This is a genomic window from Pedobacter sp. SAFR-022 (assembly GCF_051965375.1).
Classification (GTDB): Bacteria; Bacteroidota; Bacteroidia; order Sphingobacteriales; family Sphingobacteriaceae; genus Pedobacter.
This window is the reverse complement of record NZ_JBQCME010000005.1, coordinates 216457-233202: the sequence shown is the minus strand read 5'-3', so window position 1 is coordinate 233202 and position 16746 is coordinate 216457. Positions and strand designations below refer to the sequence as shown.

The following is a 16746-nucleotide window of genomic DNA, read 5'->3' as shown; positions in this document are numbered from 1 at the left end:
CCAAATACATATCATCGGTTATGAGTGATAAAGTTAAGGTGACGATAGACGGGATCACAGTTGAAGTGGAACCCGGAACGACGATATTGAATGCCGCAAGGCAAATTGGAGGTGACATTGTGCCACCTGCGATGTGCTATTATTCTAAACTTGAGGGTAGTGGCGGTAAATGCCGTACCTGCATCGTTAAGGTGAGTAAAGGTTCTGAGAAAGACCCAAGGCCGATGCCGAAGCTTGTCGCTTCCTGCCGGACCACCGTTATGGATGGCATGGAGGTTCTAAACATAACTTCTCCGGAGGTAATGGAGGCACGCAGTGGCGTAGTGGAGATCCTTTTAATCAACCACCCGCTGGATTGCCCAATCTGCGACCAGGCAGGAGAATGTGATCTTCAGAATCTTACCTATGAGCACGGATTACAGAAAACCCGGTATGAGTTTGAGCGTAGGACCTTCGACCGTATTGATATCGGTGATAAGATTCAGTTGCACATGAACCGTTGCATACTCTGCTACCGTTGTGTCTTCCTGGCCGACCAGATCACCGAAAAGCGTGTACATGGGGTGCTCAACCGTGGTGACCACTCGGAAATCTCTACCTACATACAGCAAGCTGTAGATAACGATTTCTCTGGCAACGTTATCGATGTTTGTCCTGTTGGTGCTTTAACGGACAAAACTTTCAGGTTCAGGAATCGTGTCTGGTTTACCAAGCCGATTGATGCTCATCGGGATTGTCCAACCTGCAGTGGCAAGGTTACCTTGTGGTACAAAGGTGAAGATGTACTACGTGTAACTGCGCGTAAGGATGTTTACGGCGAAGTGGAGGCCTTCATTTGCAATACCTGCCGCTTTGATAAAAAGCAAACATCTGACTGGGTGCTGGAACATCCTACACACATCAGCGATGCTTCGGTAATTGCATCTAATCACTATGAAACACTAAAGCCATTGCCAGTAATCCAGGTTAATCCTAAATTGCGGGAGGCAAACAAAATAGAACTTGAAAAAACCAGTAAATTCTGATGGAGATAGCCTTTGTTTTAGAGAAATTTATACTCGTTACCATAATCTTCGGAATCAGTCTGGTGATCGCGATGTATTCGACGTATGCAGAGCGTAAAGTAGCCGCTTTTCTGCAGGACCGCTTAGGTCCGGACAGAGCAGGTCCCTTCGGGATTTTTCAGCCGCTTGCCGACGGCTTAAAGATGTTCATGAAGGAAGAAATTGTACCTGCAAACTCGAATAAATGGCTTTTTATGGTTGGCCCCGGCTTAGCCATGCTTACAGCCTGTATTGGTACCGCGGTAATACCCTGGGGAACGGCCATTCAGATTGGTGAACGCGTAATTCCTTTGCAGGTAACCGATATCAACGTTGGCGTATTGTACATTTTTGGTGTGGTGTCTTTGGGTGTATACGGTGTAATGATCGGGGGCTGGGCCTCTAACAATAAGTATTCATTGTTAAGTGCGATTCGTGCTGCATCACAGAACATCAGCTATGAAATTGCAATGGGTCTATCTATTATCGCATTATTGCTGGTTTCGGGCACGATGAGTTTGAAAGAGATCGTAGAGCAGCAGCATGGCTGGCATTGGAATGTAATTTATCAACCTATAGGATTTATCCTGTTCCTGATTTGTGCATTTGCGGAAACCAACCGTGCACCATTTGATTTACCGGAATGTGAAACAGAGTTAATCGGAGGATATCATACCGAGTATTCGTCTATGAAGCTTGGCTTCTACCTTTTTGCCGAGTACATTAACATGTTTGTTTCTTCAGCGGTGATCGCAGCGCTTTATTTTGGCGGATACAATTACCCTGGAATGGACTGGGTATTGCAGCATACCGGGACTACTATTGGCCCTTTGATCGGTACGGTAGTATTCTTCGCTAAGATATTTGCATTCATCTTCTTTTTCATGTGGGTGCGCTGGACCATTCCACGCTTCCGCTACGATCAGTTGATGCATTTAGGCTGGAAAGTGCTTATACCTTTGGCGATTGCCAACGTTATTGTAACAGGGGTAGTCATTGCGATAGTTGAAAAATTTTAATAACCCGCAGAGCGGAATAAATAGGGAGGTTTCATGGAACCATTAACCAATAAAAAGAAAGTATTAGAACAAAAGCCGTTGACACTGGCCGAGCGCATGTATCTGCCGGCAATTACCAAAGGTTTGTCTATCACCATAAGCCACTTCTTTAAAAAAGAGGCCACCATCCGGTACCCGGAAGTTGAAAGGGAATTCTCGACCAACTGGCGCGGCATGCACTCGCTAAAACGCGACGAAGACGGTCGGGAGCGCTGCACGGCCTGTGGCCTCTGCGCATTATCCTGCCCGGCAGAAGCGATTACAATGATCGCTGCTGAGCGCAAGCCGGAAGAAAAACATCTTTACCGCGAGGAAAAGTATGCCGCAGTTTATGAAATTAACATGCTTAGGTGTATCTTCTGCGGATTATGCGAGGAAGCTTGTCCGAAGGAAGCAATTTACCTGGACGGACCAATCGTACCTTCCGACTATCTCCGGAAGGATTTCATTTACGGAAAAGATAAACTTGTAGAGGCACCTTTAACAGTTAAATAGTTATGAGCTAAGGCTCAATAGAAAATATAAATAAATAGCCAGCTTGGCACCAAAACACTAATATTAATGGGTACATCCGTGTTCTATATCGTAGCAGCACTAAGCATTTTCTTTTCTCTGATGGTGATCTTTTCAAAGAATCCGGTGCATAGCGTACTTTATCTGATCGTAACATTCTTCACCTTTACCGTGCACTACATTCTGCTGAATGCACAGTTTCTGGCCGTGGTGAACTTCATTGTTTATATGGGTGCAATTATGGTGCTTTTCCTTTTTGTACTGATGTTACTCAACCTGAACAAGGATAATGAGCCATTAAAATCCCCGCTGGTGAAAGTCGTAGGCATCATTGCGGGTTGCTGCCTGGTGGTTACACTGGTAGGTTCACTTAAGGCAACTGCGGTTTCAAACCCGCTTTTACTTAAGAATTCAGGGTTAGGCTTAATTCAAAATCTTGGCCGTGAGCTTTTCGGGCCTTTCATGTTGCCTTTTGAACTATCATCTATTCTGTTGCTAACGGCAATGGTTGGTGCTGTATTGTTAACTAAAAAAGAAAAAGTATAGTGGGAGATATTACTCAAACCTTACAGGGCGTTCCCCTCAATCATTACATCTGGCTAAGTGCAATTATTTTTTCCATTGGTGTTTTAGGCGTATTAACCCGCAGAAATGCCATTGTGATCTTCATGTCTGTGGAGTTAATGCTAAACGCAGTGAACCTGTTGCTAACTGCTTTCTCTGTGCATAATAATGATGCTTCGGGACAGGTTTTCGTGTTTTTCATTATGGCACTGGCAGCAGCAGAAGTGGCCATTGGCTTGAGTATCATTGTCATGGTCTACAGAAATACTTCTTCAACCGATATTAATGTCCTGAATCGCCTTAAGTGGTAATATAGAATAGAATAAAGATGATCATAAATTTAGTTTGGCTGGTTCCACTGATTCCTTTTCTTGGTTTCATCATTAATGGCTTAGGCAGAAATGTACTTCCGAAAAGCGTTATTGCTTTCCTAGGCAGTACTGCAGTTTTTGCATCATTCGTACTCAGTGTAGCCATATTCATGGCCTTAGGTGCCGATGGACAGAAATCACATGAAGTATTCCTCTTTGATTGGATTAGTGCTGGTCAGCTAAATATTCCCTTATCCTTCCTTGTTGATCCATTAAGCAGCATCATGCTCCTTATTATTACCGGAGTGGGTTTCCTGATCCATGTTTATTCTGCGGGATATATGCATGATGATGAAGGCTACGGTAAGTTTTTCAGCTACCTGAACCTGTTTATCTTCTTCATGTTGCTATTGGTCCTTGGCTCAAACTACATTGTGATGTTTATTGGCTGGGAGGGTGTTGGACTCTGTTCCTACCTGTTGATCGGCTTCTGGTACACTAACAGCAGTTACGCATCGGCCGCGAAGAAGGCTTTTGTCATGAACCGTATTGGTGACCTTGGCTTTCTGATTGCTGTTTTTCTCATCTTTAATACCTTCGGAAGCCTGGAGTTTAAAGAAGTTTTTCCAAAAGCCGCAGGGCTGGCCGCTGGCGAAAGCACCATCATCTTGATCACGCTTTGTTTGTTCATTGGTGCTTGCGGTAAATCCGCGCAGCTGCCCTTGTTTACCTGGCTGCCAGATGCAATGGCTGGACCTACACCCGTATCCGCATTGATTCACGCGGCTACGATGGTAACCGCTGGCGTATATATGATCGCACGTTCGAATGTGTTGTTTGAACTTGCTCCGGTGATACAACATCTGATTGCGATCGTGGGATTGGCAACTGCACTTCTTGGTGCACTGATTGCCTTAACCCAAACCGATATCAAAAAGGTACTGGCTTATTCAACCGTTTCCCAGCTTGGTTATATGTTCCTGGGTTTAGGTGTCGGTGCCTATGATGGTGCATTTTTTCATGTTATTACACATGCTTTCTTTAAAGCACTATTGTTTTTAGGTGCAGGATCGGTGATCCATGCCATGCACCACGCTCAGGATATGCGTGTCATGGGCGGCTTGCGCAAGAAGTTACCGGTTACGTTCATCACCATGCTTATTGGTACCATCGCCATTGCAGGACTTCCACCGTTTTCTGGATTCTTCTCGAAAGATGAAATTCTTGCACATGTTTACGAACAGGACAAAGTCATGTGGGCGATTGGTGTGTTTACGGCATTCCTAACCGCATTCTACATGTTTCGCATGCTATTTTTAACTTTCTTCGGAGTATATAGGGGGGCATCACATCACGCGGAAGACCACATCCATGAGTCTCCAAAATCGATGACCATTCCCCTGATTGTGCTTGCGGTATTATCTGCGGTTGGAGGAATCATTGGTATACCACACAGCCTTGGTGGAAACCACTGGTTGTCACAATGGCTTTCTCCGGTTATTACACACCATGCTGCTGCTCCGGATCACGCCACAGAATATATGCTGATGGGCATCACGATCGTAGGTGTAATTGTCTCCATTGGTATTGCTTACAGCAGATATGTAGGCAAAAATCATGTGCCTGTAGCTGATGAGCATGCGCGTACTGGTATTGCCGGACTCTCTTACAACAAGTTCTACATTGACGAGCTTTATGATGCGGTAATCAGGAAGCCACTTGACGCATTGTCGGGCTTCTTTTACAAGATCATGGATACGAAAGTTATTGATGGTATCGTCAATGGCCTGGGTTGGGGTACCAATGAAGCCAGTAAGGGTTTACGACTGATACAGACCGGAAATGTCGGTTTCTATATTTTTATGATGGTTGTCGGCATCATCTCTATGTTATTGTATACTTATTTATCCATCTAAAAGATCGTTCAGAAAACATAATGGGACAACTTTTACTATTACTTCTTTTCTTCCCGCTGGTTAGTGCAATGGTCGCCGCGTGTGCAGGCAGAGCTGCCAAGACGGTCGCTTTTATTTCTTCGCTGGTTTCACTGGGCATCGCGATAGTGCTGGTCATGAACTTCGTACCAGATTCCAGTATGCAATTCGGGGTGAATTATCCCTGGATACAATCGCTTGGGATAAGCTTTAAAGCGGGTGTAGATGGTCTGAGTATTATCCCGGTATTGTTGACGAACATACTGATGCCGATCATCATTTTGACGACCTTTAAAACAGACCATAAAAATGAATCTGCTTTTGTTGCACTAATGCTTTTCATGCAATCAGGGCTGTTGCTCGTGTTTACGGCCATGGATGCCTTTCTGTTTTATATTGGCTGGGAGGCTGCGTTGATTCCGATCTATTTCATTTGCGCAATCTGGGGTGGAAAAGATCGCATTCGTGTAAACATGAAGTTCTTTGTTTATACTGTAGGCGGATCTCTTTTCATGCTTTTAGGCATCATTTATTTATACCTGCAGAACCCGGCACAGAACTTCGACATTCAGGCGTTCTACAATCTGGATCTTGATGCAGCACAGCAAAGCTGGATATTTTGGGCCTTCTTTCTGGCTTTCGCCATCAAGATGCCTGTATTTCCCTTTCACACCTGGCAGCCAGACACCTATACCGAAGCACCAGCCGCGGGTACCATGTTGCTATCAGGCATCATGCTTAAAATGGGTATCTATGGTGTAATCAGATGGATTCTTCCGGTAGTGCCAGCCGGATTAACAGAATGGGGGATGACAGCCTTCATCTTATCAATCATCGGAATCGTTTATGCTTCCATCATCGCTTTCAAACAGCAGAATGCGAAGCGACTAATTGCCTACTCCTCAATCGCCCACGTGGGCCTGATCTCGGCGGGCATTTTTGCTCTTAATGCGCAAGGATTACAAGGCGCCATGATTCAGATGCTAAGCCATGGTATCAACGTCGTGGGGTTGTTCTTCATTATGGATATCATCGCCAGCCGTATGAAGACCAATACAATTGCTGACCTGGGCGGAATCGCTAAGGTAGCACCAAAACTTGCAATCGTGTTCCTGATCATCGTGCTAGGTACAGTGGCCCTGCCTGGTACAAACGGGTTTATCGGTGAATTTCTACTATTGATGGGCGTGTACCAGGTGAGTATCTGGGCGGCCGTTTTTGCAGGACTGACCATCATATTCGGTGCGGTATATATGTTCAGAACCTATCAGGGCATTATGTTGGGCAAAACGAACGACCTCACCCTTACATTCCGTGACATACAAGGTTCAGAGCAGGTTGTGCTTTATATCATATGTGCATTAGTTATAATCATTGGGGTATATCCAAAGCCCATCCTTCATTTATCAGAAGCAGCGGTACAGCAGTTATTGGAGCAGGTGAATCAAAAATTAATTTCGGTAAAATAGAGCATGAATATCATTATAACAATTACAGTAACAGCGTTAGTCGTACTTTATGCCGGGTTATTCAAGGCTAAGAAGGCCTTATTACCCCTAACCTTACTTGGTCTGTTTACCGCCCTGGGTTTTGTAGTTGCTTCATGGGATAGTAATCACGTGTACTATAACATGATGCAAATGGACAATTTCGGTCTGGCATTTTCCGGCTTGTGTATCTCCGGGTCAATATTGGTATTTCTCCTTACGCAGAACTATTTTGCCGAGCACAGCGAGAATATCGCTGAATATTTCACGTTGATGCTGTTCTCGCTTGCGGGCATGATCATCATGGTCTCCTATAAAAACATGTCCATGTTGTTCATTGGCATCGAAATCATGTCTGTTGCCCTTTACATCCTTGCAGGGATCCGGAAAACGAACTTCGCCTCTAATGAAGCATCCCTGAAGTATTTTCTAATGGGGGCCTTTTCTACAGGTTTCCTGCTGTTCGGTATTGCCCTGATCTATGGCGCTACCGGTTCTTTTGATTTGGATGTAATCAATGAGTACCTCATCAGCAACTATAAGACGGTCTCGCCTTTGTTCTACCCCGGGTTGATACTAATGCTCATCGGGCTGAGCTTCAAGGTTGGAGCTGTGCCTTTTCACTTCTGGGTTCCCGATGTTTATGAGGGCTCACCAACACTAATCATGGCATTTATGTCTACCGTGGTTAAAACCGCTGGCTTCGCGGCATTTTTAAGAATTTTCTCCGGAACATTTGCTCCCCTGCACGATTTCTGGTTGCCACCATTGATGGCCATTGTTTGCCTGACTTTGTTCGTGGGAAATGTGACGGCGCTTTTCCAGAAAAGCTTCAAACGCATGCTGGCCTACTCCAGTATATCCCATGCAGGGTACCTATTGTTTTCCCTGGTTACGTTAAGCTCCAGAAGTGCCAATGATGTCTTATTCTATGCTGCAGCTTATACTTTTGCGAATATAATTGCCTTTTCTGCGATGATCCTGGTCAAACAGAAGACCGGTGCAGATACCTTCGAGAGCTTCAATGGGCTTGGCAGAAAGAACCCATTTCTGGCATTGACCGTCACCGTAGCGATGTTGTCCCTTGCGGGTATCCCGCTTACCGCCGGATTTATCGGCAAATACGTCATGTTCCTGAATGTGATGGACCGTTACCAGATATATTTGGTTGCTTTTGCTATCCTGAATGCCTTGGTAGGCTTTTACTATTACTTCCGTGTAATTGCAGCCATGTACTTCAAGGAAGGTGCTGAACTGCAGTTAAGCATTCCGCTACAGTACAAGGTTGTATTGGTGTTTTCACTCTTGATCACGGTTTTTCTGGGGGTTTACCCTTCTTTAATTTTAAACCTGATCTAAACAGTTCTACAGATTATTATTTGTAGTTTTACGAAGAATAGAACTATGCAAGATTTTTGGAACTATCTACAGCACCTCATCGACCCTGAAAAATTACTTAGAGAAGGTGGTTTTTATGTAGTAGTGTTCGTGATCTTCGCAGAGACCGGACTCTTCTTTGGGTTCTTCCTTCCAGGGGATTATCTATTATTCCTCGCTGGTATGTTTGTAGCAACCGGTAAACTCGACGTCAACATCTATGTACTTATTGCCGGCCTTATGGCAGCTGCCATATCAGGTAATTTTACGGGTTATTGGTTTGGACGTAAGACTGGACCAGTGCTCTACCAGCGCAAAGACTCCTTCTTCTTCAAGAAAAGATTCCTTAAAGCTGCAGAAGCCTACTATAACAAACAAGGGGCTTTTGCACTCATAATGGGTAGGTTTGTCCCTATTGTAAGGACTTTTGCACCCATTATTGCAGGTGTAGTAAAATTAGATTTCCGTAAATTTGCGTTGTATAACGTAGTAGGTGCGGTATTTTGGATTGCTTCCTTAACTTTGCTCGGCTATTTTTTAGGCAAGAAATTTGAGAAGGAAATAAATCAATACTTACTATATATTATCTTAGGCTTCATCGTTATTACCACATTACCTGTTATCATCGCGTTTTTGAGGAAAAGGTCTGTGTCAAACAATGAAGATTAAAAAACTTTCTAAATTAAAAAATGAATAAAGACGATCACCATCCGTGGCATCAGGTATCACCAGGCGAGAAGCTGCCTGAATGTGTTAACGCAATTATTGAAATTCCAAAAGGATCAAAAGCGAAATACGAAATCGATAAAGATTCTAATCTGATTAAGCTTGACCGGGTATTATTTTCCTCGGTAATGTATCCTGCAAACTACGGGTTTATTCCACAGACCTTCTGTGATGATAATGACCCTCTTGACATCCTTGTTTTATGTTCTGTGGATGTTTACCCTTTGTCTATTGTTGAAGCTAAAGTAATCGGTGTAATGCACATGGTTGATAATGGTGAGCAGGACGACAAGATTATAGCCGTGGCAAAGAATGACATGTCAGTAAACTACATCAACGACATCGATGAGTTGCCACCACATACCATGAAGGAAATTGTAAGATTTTTCCAGGATTATAAAGCACTGGAAGGAAAAGATGTTGCCATCGAGCAATTGCTTGGCAGAGAGTACGCATTTAAAGTTATCAAAGAAAGTCTGGAACTGTACAATACAACCTATAGAAATAATTCTTAAATGGGATTTCAGATATTTTTAACGTTTTTCTTGGTCGTCCTTAACGGCTTTTTCGTTGCAGCAGAGTTTGCAATCGTTAAAGTCAGAGCGTCGCAAATAGAAATACAAGCTAAATCGGGTAGTCGGGTAGCGAACATCGCTAAACACATTACCTTACATTTAGACGGATACCTAGCTGCAACCCAGCTAGGTATTACTTTAGCTTCCCTAGGCTTGGGTTGGGTCGGGGAATCCGTTATGGAGCATATTCTACACAACCTGCTTGCATCATTCGGCGCTGCGCCGGAATTCGTAGATTCATTCTCTAAAACTGCATCACCAATCATCGCATTTTCCGTAATCACAGTAATGCACATCGTTTTCGGTGAACTTGCACCTAAGTCCCTGGCCATTCAGCGCCCGGTACAAACCACCTTGTTTATTGCCTTTCCGTTACAGGTTTTTTATGTCGTGTTCAGGCCTTTTATCTGGCTTCTGAACGGATTTGCAAACATCATCCTTAAAGTTTTCGGGATCAATAACGTTGGTACCCACGAAACCATTCACAGTACGGAAGAACTATATTACCTGCTTGATCAGGGTCGCGAAAGCGGCGCTTTGGATACCAATGAGCATGAGCTGATTAAAAACGTGTTCGATTTTAACGAGCGTGTTGTTAAGAACATCATGGTACCCAGAACCAAAATCTCTGGCATTGAATTAAACACGACGAAAGAGGAAGTGATCAATATGATCATTTCTGAGGGCTACTCCCGTTTCCCGGTATACGATGACATCATCGACAAGATCGTCGGTATTATCCACGCTAAAGATGTATTGCCACTACTTGCCTCTCATAAGGAGTGGAAGCTTAGTGACATCATCAGAAAGCCTTATTTTGTACCTGAAACCAAAAAGATCAATGATCTATTAAGCGAGCTTCAGCAGAAGCGTATTCAGATCGCTATTGTGATCGATGAGTTTGGTGGTACCGCAGGTATGGTTACCCTGGAAGACATCGTAGAGGAAATTGTTGGGGAGATCCAGGATGAGTACGATGAAGAAAAACCTACAGTTGAGAAAATCTCAGACACTGAATTTATCATAAACGCATATGCTACCGTTTACGATGTAAACGAATATCTTCCACATGACCTGCCAGAGGATGAAGATTATGACACCATTGGTGGCTTGATCTCCCATACTTTCGGCCGTTTCCCGGAAGTAGGTGAAAGCGAAGAGTGTTATGGTTACTTGTTCACGATCCTGAAAAAAACGGAACAGAATGTAGAAACCATTAAGCTTGAGCTGGTCATCAACAAGGAAGACGCTGTAGATTTGCACTAAAGCCAGGCTATGCATGTTTTCTATACACCGGATCTTCAGGATCAGGATCATTACACCTTAAACGAAGAAGAAAGTAAACACTGCAGTAGGGTGCTGCGCCTTGCTGCGGGGGATAAGGTGTATCTTGTTGATGGTAGAGGGGGGCTCTATGAAGCCCAGATTGACTCAGCGTCCAAGAAACATGTCGAACTGCTGATCACTAAAACCACAAAGGCATACCAGAAACGGAACCATCATTTACATATCGCAATTGCACCGACCAAAAACATCGACAGGGTGGAATGGTTCTTAGAAAAAGCAACCGAGATCGGCATTGATGAGATCACACCGGTCATCTGCGAGCGTTCTGAACGTAAGGTCGTGAAGGAGGATCGTCTGCAAAAGGTAATTACCTCCGCGGTAAAACAATCCTTACAGGCCTATCATCCGGTACTCCATCCGGCGATAACTTTTGCGCAGCTTCTGCAACAACAAACGACCGCTTCAAAGTTAATAGCCCACTGTATCGATGATGCCGAAAGAAGCTTTATCAAAGATCTTGTTCAACCACATGGCAATTACCTGATGCTGATTGGACCTGAAGGTGATTTCAGCCCACAGGAGATCAGTTCTGCGCTAGGGCAGGGCTTTATGCCAGTGACACTTGGAACTACTCGCCTGCGCACGGAAACAGCCGCGCTGGCCGCTTGCTTCGAGCTAAACTATATTAATCGTTAACCTGCATCCATATGTATAAAGTTAAAGTAAATGATCAGCTGCTTTTTGAGGTCGATAAAACAGATACACACTTCAAGGTCGACGGCTCTCCAGTAAATCTGGATGTGCAAGCACTCACCCATCCAAACACCTCCAGTGTGATCTACCAGAACAAATCTTACAACGTTGAAGTAGTCGAGCTCAATAACCTGGAAAAGACCTCAATAATCAAAGTTAACGGCACTTTGTATACTGTACAGGTAGAAGATCAGTTTGATCTACTGCTGAAGCAGCTGGGTATGGATGCTGCGGCAGGGACCAAGATCCGGGAAATAAAGGCGCCGATGCCTGGGCTTGTGTTAAAGATCATGGTAGTGGAAGGTACCGAAGTGAAGAAAGGAGATAACCTGCTTGTTCTTGAAGCCATGAAAATGGAGAATATTCTAAAGTCTACAACCGATGGCGTGGTAAAGAAAATACATGTTGCACAAGGCGACAAGATCGAAAAGAATACAGTATTGCTACAGTTCCAATAAGGGCCACGAAATCCTTCATGAGCATAAACAAGAAAAGGAGCCAAATGGCTCCTTTTCTTGTTTATGCTCATGACAAGTGCTAAATCTTTTTAGGATTGAATTTTCTTGGCGCTTTAGTTTTGAAGCTATTACTGCTTCTTGGACTAATTTCCGAAGCACCTAACATCGTCATTGCACAACGGAAACCGATATCTGCTGTAGCCTCATCCTGTTGAAGGAAACGCCTTGTAGCAGGGTTTAACCATAATGCCTGATCATCCCATGATCCTCCCTTATAAACCCTTGATTTATCATTTACCAGCGTAATTTCGCCGTAAAGCTCATTTTGTCTGTCCCGGTGACCTCTTTGATCGGCAACATAACTGCTCGCCACGGTCGTATTGCCCAGAGAATCTGTTGCTGTAGTTGCAGCCAATGCTGCTTGCTTTTCTGCCCAGGTTTGTTTTTTACCACTGGTTGCCGGAACCAGAATAGGATTGTTGTATTTATCTACAGCGATCTTAGCCGATCCTGGTTCTAGAAGTTTTTTATCCTGGAAGTAATTACCCCTATATGGGTTAAAAGCCTCAGCAGCTTCAAATGTAGTCGGACGGAATACATCGGCAACCCATTCGTTCACGTTACCAGCCATGTTATACAAACCGAAATCATTCGGCAGATAAGATCTTACCGCTACGGTTAAACTTCCTTTATCGTTCAATGAACCGCCAACACCCATGTAGTCGCCTTTAGAACGTTTAAAGTTGGCAAGGATCATACCCCGGGTGCTCTTTTTAGCAGAGCTCAAGCCTAAGCCATCCCATGGATAAATCTTGTTGGATGCAATGTTTTCATACTGTGTATTTCCAATAAGGCCCAATGCAGCATATTCCCACTCTGCCTCTGTAGGCAAGCGGTAAGGCTGCTTCAGAATACCATCTTCCAATCTTACGTTTCTGGTCGGCGCATCGCCTTTTTTACCCGTTGGGTTCGTCGCTGCAGTCCCAAGATCTTTCATCGCGTTTTTACCACGATCATCGTATTGTCCATTCAAGTATACATCTGTATTGAAAGGACCCTCCGGTCTTGGTGCCGCCTGAACCTGATCCTTCTTGCGGCCCTTGCCGGTGCCATATAAATCTTCGAAAGAGGTCATGTAACCCTGAGAACGTAAAAGCAATTCGTTAACCCTTGATGTTCTCCAGGTACAGTAACGTTGTGCCTGCTCCCAGGTCACGCCAACTACCGGATAGTCTCCGTAAGCAGGGTGTCTCAGGTAATTGTCTACGTATGGCTCGTTGTAAGATAACGGTCTGCGCCACACCAAGGTATCTGGAAGTTCATTGTAATAATATTCGTAATCATCAGGATAAGACTGTCTGATCCAGTCCAGGTACTCCAGCCAGTTGGTGTTTGAAACTTCCGTTTCATCCATGTAAAAAGAAGATACTGTAATCTCCCGCTTGTGGTTATAATTGCCAAGTTCCTGACCAGGAACGTCCTGTGCACTTCCACCCATTACAAAAACACCACCTTCAATTGCTACAAGTCCGGGTCCTGGTGCTCCCCGGTCATAGTTAGCGGGAACCTGAAAGCCTCCGAATTCTTTTTCATTATAATTCCATCCTGTTTTGTCCGACTTGCTGACGGTCTTGGATTTACAGGAATATAATCCAATAATTAGTAATGCAAATAATGAATATAGGTATGTTTTTTTCATAGACGCAAAGCGATAAACTTGAGTGTTAAAATTACTAAAAAATTAAGTTACGCACCAAAATATATAAATGTTCAAAATTTAATTAATAATATCGAAACTTGCTTTTGATGTAAACGGATCTCTTGTAAATTGTAAAAGTGGATTAATAATTACATTTTACATATGAATTGGAGCGCTTCAACAAAATTTCTGCTCGCGATAGGCCTTGTTTTTGCCGGATTTTCAATGGTTGCCGCGCAAAATCTAAATTCTGACAGTCAATCCCATAGCAATTATACTGCCATATCTACAAGCTACCCCTTTCTGAGCATCACACCGGATGCCCGCGCAGCGGCGATGGGCGAAGCAGGTGTAGCCCGTGATCCAGATGTAAATAATTTGAGTATCAATCCATCAGCAATCGTCTTTTTACCTTCTAAAGCCGGCTTAGGCCTTTCTTACAATCCATGGCTGCAGGGCGTCGTCAAAGACATGAGTCTAAGTTATTTCAGCGCTTATCTGAACTCCGGTCAGCAGGCGATTGGAATATCAATGCGCTATTTCGCCCTTGGTGAAAGCACCTTCCGGGACGAAAATGCGCTGTTGCTCGGTATTGTCCATCCAGTGGAATATGCCTTTGACATCAGTTATGCACGAAAGCTCGGCCCAGACTTTTCGCTGGCCATAACAACCCGGTATGCCCAATCACGGCTCGCCTTAAACGAGCAGGGCACTGCGCTTCGTTCTGCAGGTGCTGCACTAGCCGTTGATGTATCTGCATACCTGGTCAGGCCAGGCAGGCTCTTTGGTTATAATGCAACATTCGCCGGTGGCGCAAATCTTTCTAACATTGGCCCGGGTAGCCGTGACAATCCTGCCGGCCCATATCATTACCTGCCTGCCAACCTCAAGCTCGGCAGCTCCGCGGCGCTCGCCATTGATGATCTAAGCCGTTTAACCCTCGCTGCAGACTTCAACAAGTTGCTGGTCCCGGTTAGGGTAAATACATCGGGCAATAAAGAAAAGGTCACTGGCTTTCCATCCAGCATCTGGAGATCCTTCAGCGACGGCTCCATTAAGGAAGAAATCGCTGAAATTAGCTGTTCCTTCGGTGTCGAATTCACTTTCAAACAAGCTTTCTCAATTCGTGCCGGCTATGTATATGGACATCCGGCCAAAGGAAATCGCAGTTTCCTGAGTCTCGGGGCAGGAGTTAAATACCAGAAGATAAACTTTGATGTTGCCTATCTGCCGGTCAACATGGAAAAAAGTCCGATGGCAAATACGCTAAAGATTGGCTTAATGTTTAATTTCGGCCAAATAGAACATTATCGTGAAGGGCTGATCGGGCCATAGCAAAATATATAATCATGAAAATCAAGGTAGGTTTCGGTTTTGATGTCCACCAGTTAAAGGACAATCACCCATTTATCGTCGGCGGCGTAGATCTTCAGCACCATAAAGGCGCATTCGGGCACTCAGATGCGGATGTGTTGCTGCACGCGATCTGCGATGCCCTGCTTGGGGCGGCAAACCTGCGCGATATCGGCTTTCACTTCAAGAATACTGATCCGAGATGGAAAGGTATCAGCAGCATGATCCTGCTTCAGGAAACCGTCAAGCTGATTAAGGAAAAAGGTTTTGACGTTGGCAACATTGATGCGATGTTATGCCTGGAAGCACCAAAGATCAATCCTCACATCCCACAAATGCAGCAGAATATCGCAACAGCAATCGGTATTTCTATCGATGATGTCTCCATTAAAGCCACTACAAACGAAACCATGGGCTTCATCGGCAGGGAAGAAGGTGTTGTCGCCTATGCGGTTTGTTTGATTGAAAAGCATAGTTAAACGGATGAAAAGCATTAGTCAAACCGAAAGCTAATTGCCCTGCCGCCGCCATCTTTGCATCCAAAGAAGTCGGCTGGTATTTCTCGAAACTCGAAAAACGTCGGGGTAAATTCAGAAAACAATTCCGGGAAGCTGCAGGTTAATAAAAGAAAATCCTAATTATGAAAAGTTTATTCAAACCGGTTTTAGCGTTTTCCTTTTTAGTGCTGTCCATGAGTGCTTGTTCTTTCGGAGATAAAGGCGATGAATCTGTTGCAGACTCGGTAAGACTGGATACCACACAAGTTCCAGCAATGAATTCCGCCAGCGGGCAGACTTCTTCTGGTTCTGATTCAGGTGCTGCAGACACCACAGGCCTAAGCCAAAGCAACATCAATACCACGTTACGGGATAGCGTAAGTAAGAACCGTTCGGCAAATGGCGGTGCCGATGGCGTAAAACAAAGTAACCAGGAAGGTATCAAGAACAAATAAAGCAAAAGCCGGGATTTACCCGGCTTTTTAGCATGCCTCACGAACTTAGGTTCGTAATCGCCACAGAATGGCTGATATATTTTCTTATGCTTGTTTCACAAATTGTAGCTCACCTAAGATCTTTACCTCTTCACCCAGCATTACACCGCCAGTTTCAAGGGTAGCATTATAGGTAAGGCCAAAGTCGCCTCTTTTCAATTTACCGCTTAAAGTAAAGCCTGCTTTAGTATTTCCCCAAGGGTCAACAGCGATACCGCCAAACTCCACATCAAGAACGATCGGTTTGGTTACCCCTTTAATGGTAATATCGCCAGATACTTTATAGTCATCGCCATCGCGGGTGATGGATGTAGATTCAAAGCTCATGGTAGGGTGAGTTTCAACTTCAAAGAAATCGCCTGTCACCAGGTGGTTGTCACGGTCTGCATTACCCGTATCCACCGAACTTACTTCAGCACTAAACCTCGCCTTAGCATTTTCAAAATGATCATCTGCTTCGCTTTCCAGTTCAGCAGTGAAATTCCTGAAGCTGCCGGTCACCGTGGTGATCATTAGGTGTTTAACCTTAAACTGTAATTCACTATGTGTTGGATCTAATATCCATTTAGTTGTTGCCATGATAGTCTGATTTAGATTTGTTATTTTGATACAACAAA

Annotated in this window: 18 protein-coding genes; 16 read left to right on the top strand and 2 right to left on the bottom strand. The window is 44.3% G+C overall.

Annotation, left to right across the window (positions count from 1 at the left end):
* Positions 1-20: 20 nt before the first annotated feature.
* From ACTHQF_RS13690 to ACTHQF_RS13630, 13 genes are all read left to right on the top strand, one after another.
* Positions 21-1025, top strand: a complete 1005-nt coding sequence (locus tag ACTHQF_RS13690; RefSeq protein ID WP_440430909.1) for a 2Fe-2S iron-sulfur cluster-binding protein — start codon at positions 21-23, stop codon at positions 1023-1025.
* Positions 1025-2062 carry an NADH-quinone oxidoreductase subunit NuoH gene (gene nuoH / locus ACTHQF_RS13685; protein WP_440430908.1) on the top strand — a complete coding sequence of 346 codons (1038 nt, stop codon included), beginning with the start codon at positions 1025-1027 and terminating at the stop codon, positions 2060-2062. Before ACTHQF_RS13690 ends, nuoH begins: the two co-directional genes overlap by 1 nt.
* Positions 2063-2095: 33 nt before the next feature.
* The gene (locus tag ACTHQF_RS13680) at positions 2096-2596 is read left to right on the top strand and encodes a NuoI/complex I 23 kDa subunit family protein (RefSeq protein WP_440430906.1); all 501 of its coding nucleotides are present in this window, start codon (positions 2096-2098) and stop codon (positions 2594-2596) included.
* Between the two features lie 66 nt (positions 2597-2662).
* On the top strand, positions 2663-3160 hold the full coding sequence (locus ACTHQF_RS13675; protein ID WP_440430905.1) for an NADH-quinone oxidoreductase subunit J family protein: 498 nt from the start codon (positions 2663-2665) through the stop codon (positions 3158-3160).
* Positions 3160-3489, top strand: a complete 330-nt coding sequence (nuoK, locus tag ACTHQF_RS13670) for an NADH-quinone oxidoreductase subunit NuoK (RefSeq protein ID WP_440430903.1) — start codon at positions 3160-3162, stop codon at positions 3487-3489. Before ACTHQF_RS13675 ends, nuoK begins: the two co-directional genes overlap by 1 nt.
* Positions 3490-3509: 20 nt before the next feature.
* Positions 3510-5405 (top strand): NADH-quinone oxidoreductase subunit L, encoded by a 1896-nt coding sequence (nuoL, locus tag ACTHQF_RS13665; protein WP_440431004.1) that lies wholly within the window; start codon positions 3510-3512, stop codon positions 5403-5405.
* 20 nt (positions 5406-5425) lie between these two features.
* Complete coding sequence (locus ACTHQF_RS13660; protein WP_440430901.1) at positions 5426-6892, top strand: complex I subunit 4 family protein; 1467 nt, start codon at positions 5426-5428, stop codon at positions 6890-6892.
* A 3-nt stretch (positions 6893-6895) separates the two neighbouring features.
* Positions 6896-8269, top strand: coding sequence for an NADH-quinone oxidoreductase subunit N (locus tag ACTHQF_RS13655; protein WP_440430899.1), 1374 nt, complete (start codon positions 6896-6898; stop codon positions 8267-8269).
* A gap of 45 nt (positions 8270-8314) precedes the next feature.
* A complete protein-coding gene (locus tag ACTHQF_RS13650; RefSeq protein WP_440430897.1) occupies positions 8315-8956 on the top strand; it encodes a DedA family protein in 642 nt (213 codons plus the stop codon).
* A 20-nt stretch (positions 8957-8976) separates the two neighbouring features.
* Positions 8977-9528, top strand: coding sequence for an inorganic diphosphatase (locus tag ACTHQF_RS13645; RefSeq protein ID WP_440430895.1), 552 nt, complete (start codon positions 8977-8979; stop codon positions 9526-9528).
* Complete coding sequence (locus tag ACTHQF_RS13640) at positions 9529-10854, top strand: hemolysin family protein (RefSeq protein ID WP_440430893.1); 1326 nt, start codon at positions 9529-9531, stop codon at positions 10852-10854.
* 9 nt (positions 10855-10863) lie between these two features.
* Positions 10864-11571 (top strand): 16S rRNA (uracil(1498)-N(3))-methyltransferase, encoded by a 708-nt coding sequence (locus ACTHQF_RS13635; RefSeq protein WP_440430891.1) that lies wholly within the window; start codon positions 10864-10866, stop codon positions 11569-11571.
* A gap of 11 nt (positions 11572-11582) precedes the next feature.
* Entirely contained in the window at positions 11583-12086 is a 504-nt protein-coding gene (locus tag ACTHQF_RS13630; RefSeq protein ID WP_440430889.1) for an acetyl-CoA carboxylase biotin carboxyl carrier protein subunit, read from the top strand.
* A 79-nt stretch (positions 12087-12165) separates the two neighbouring features.
* Here ACTHQF_RS13630 and ACTHQF_RS13625 read toward each other — a convergent pair whose 3' ends face one another.
* Positions 12166-13785 (bottom strand): SUMF1/EgtB/PvdO family nonheme iron enzyme, encoded by a 1620-nt coding sequence (locus ACTHQF_RS13625; protein ID WP_440430888.1) that lies wholly within the window; start codon positions 13783-13785, stop codon positions 12166-12168.
* A 162-nt stretch (positions 13786-13947) separates the two neighbouring features.
* On the opposite strand from ACTHQF_RS13625, the gene porV reads away from it, so the two are divergent.
* The 3 genes from porV (at position 13948) to ACTHQF_RS13610 (ending at position 16090) form a co-directional block, all read left to right on the top strand.
* Positions 13948-15120 carry a type IX secretion system outer membrane channel protein PorV gene (porV, locus tag ACTHQF_RS13620; protein WP_440430886.1) on the top strand — a complete coding sequence of 391 codons (1173 nt, stop codon included), beginning with the start codon at positions 13948-13950 and terminating at the stop codon, positions 15118-15120.
* A 14-nt stretch (positions 15121-15134) separates the two neighbouring features.
* Positions 15135-15617: a 2-C-methyl-D-erythritol 2,4-cyclodiphosphate synthase gene (gene ispF / locus ACTHQF_RS13615; RefSeq protein WP_440430884.1), complete on the top strand. Its 483-nt coding sequence runs from the start codon at positions 15135-15137 to the stop codon at positions 15615-15617.
* A 161-nt stretch (positions 15618-15778) separates the two neighbouring features.
* On the top strand, positions 15779-16090 hold the full coding sequence (locus ACTHQF_RS13610; RefSeq protein WP_440430883.1) for a hypothetical protein: 312 nt from the start codon (positions 15779-15781) through the stop codon (positions 16088-16090).
* An 84-nt stretch (positions 16091-16174) separates the two neighbouring features.
* On the opposite strand, the gene ACTHQF_RS13605 is transcribed toward ACTHQF_RS13610, so the two are convergent.
* Positions 16175-16708, bottom strand: coding sequence for a YceI family protein (locus ACTHQF_RS13605; protein ID WP_440430882.1), 534 nt, complete (start codon positions 16706-16708; stop codon positions 16175-16177).
* Positions 16709-16746: the final 38 nt, after the last annotated feature.

Coding starts and splice junctions, on each gene's coding strand:
- ACTHQF_RS13675 (WP_440430905.1), top strand. CDS start 2,663: ATGGGTACATCCGTGTTCTATATCGTAGCAGCACTAAGCATTTTCTTT.
- porV (WP_440430886.1), top strand. CDS start 13,948: ATGAATTGGAGCGCTTCAACAAAATTTCTGCTCGCGATAGGCCTTGTT.
- ACTHQF_RS13625 (WP_440430888.1), bottom strand. CDS start 13,785: ATGAAAAAAACATACCTATATTCATTATTTGCATTACTAATTATTGGA.
- ACTHQF_RS13655 (WP_440430899.1), top strand. CDS start 6,896: ATGAATATCATTATAACAATTACAGTAACAGCGTTAGTCGTACTTTAT.
- ACTHQF_RS13690 (WP_440430909.1), top strand. CDS start 21: ATGAGTGATAAAGTTAAGGTGACGATAGACGGGATCACAGTTGAAGTG.
- ACTHQF_RS13635 (WP_440430891.1), top strand. CDS start 10,864: ATGCATGTTTTCTATACACCGGATCTTCAGGATCAGGATCATTACACC.
- ACTHQF_RS13645 (WP_440430895.1), top strand. CDS start 8,977: ATGAATAAAGACGATCACCATCCGTGGCATCAGGTATCACCAGGCGAG.
- ACTHQF_RS13630 (WP_440430889.1), top strand. CDS start 11,583: ATGTATAAAGTTAAAGTAAATGATCAGCTGCTTTTTGAGGTCGATAAA.
- ACTHQF_RS13605 (WP_440430882.1), bottom strand. CDS start 16,708: ATGGCAACAACTAAATGGATATTAGATCCAACACATAGTGAATTACAG.
- ACTHQF_RS13680 (WP_440430906.1), top strand. CDS start 2,096: ATGGAACCATTAACCAATAAAAAGAAAGTATTAGAACAAAAGCCGTTG.
- nuoH (WP_440430908.1), top strand. CDS start 1,025: ATGGAGATAGCCTTTGTTTTAGAGAAATTTATACTCGTTACCATAATC.
- ACTHQF_RS13660 (WP_440430901.1), top strand. CDS start 5,426: ATGGGACAACTTTTACTATTACTTCTTTTCTTCCCGCTGGTTAGTGCA.
- ACTHQF_RS13640 (WP_440430893.1), top strand. CDS start 9,529: ATGGGATTTCAGATATTTTTAACGTTTTTCTTGGTCGTCCTTAACGGC.
- ACTHQF_RS13610 (WP_440430883.1), top strand. CDS start 15,779: ATGAAAAGTTTATTCAAACCGGTTTTAGCGTTTTCCTTTTTAGTGCTG.
- ACTHQF_RS13650 (WP_440430897.1), top strand. CDS start 8,315: ATGCAAGATTTTTGGAACTATCTACAGCACCTCATCGACCCTGAAAAA.
- ispF (WP_440430884.1), top strand. CDS start 15,135: ATGAAAATCAAGGTAGGTTTCGGTTTTGATGTCCACCAGTTAAAGGAC.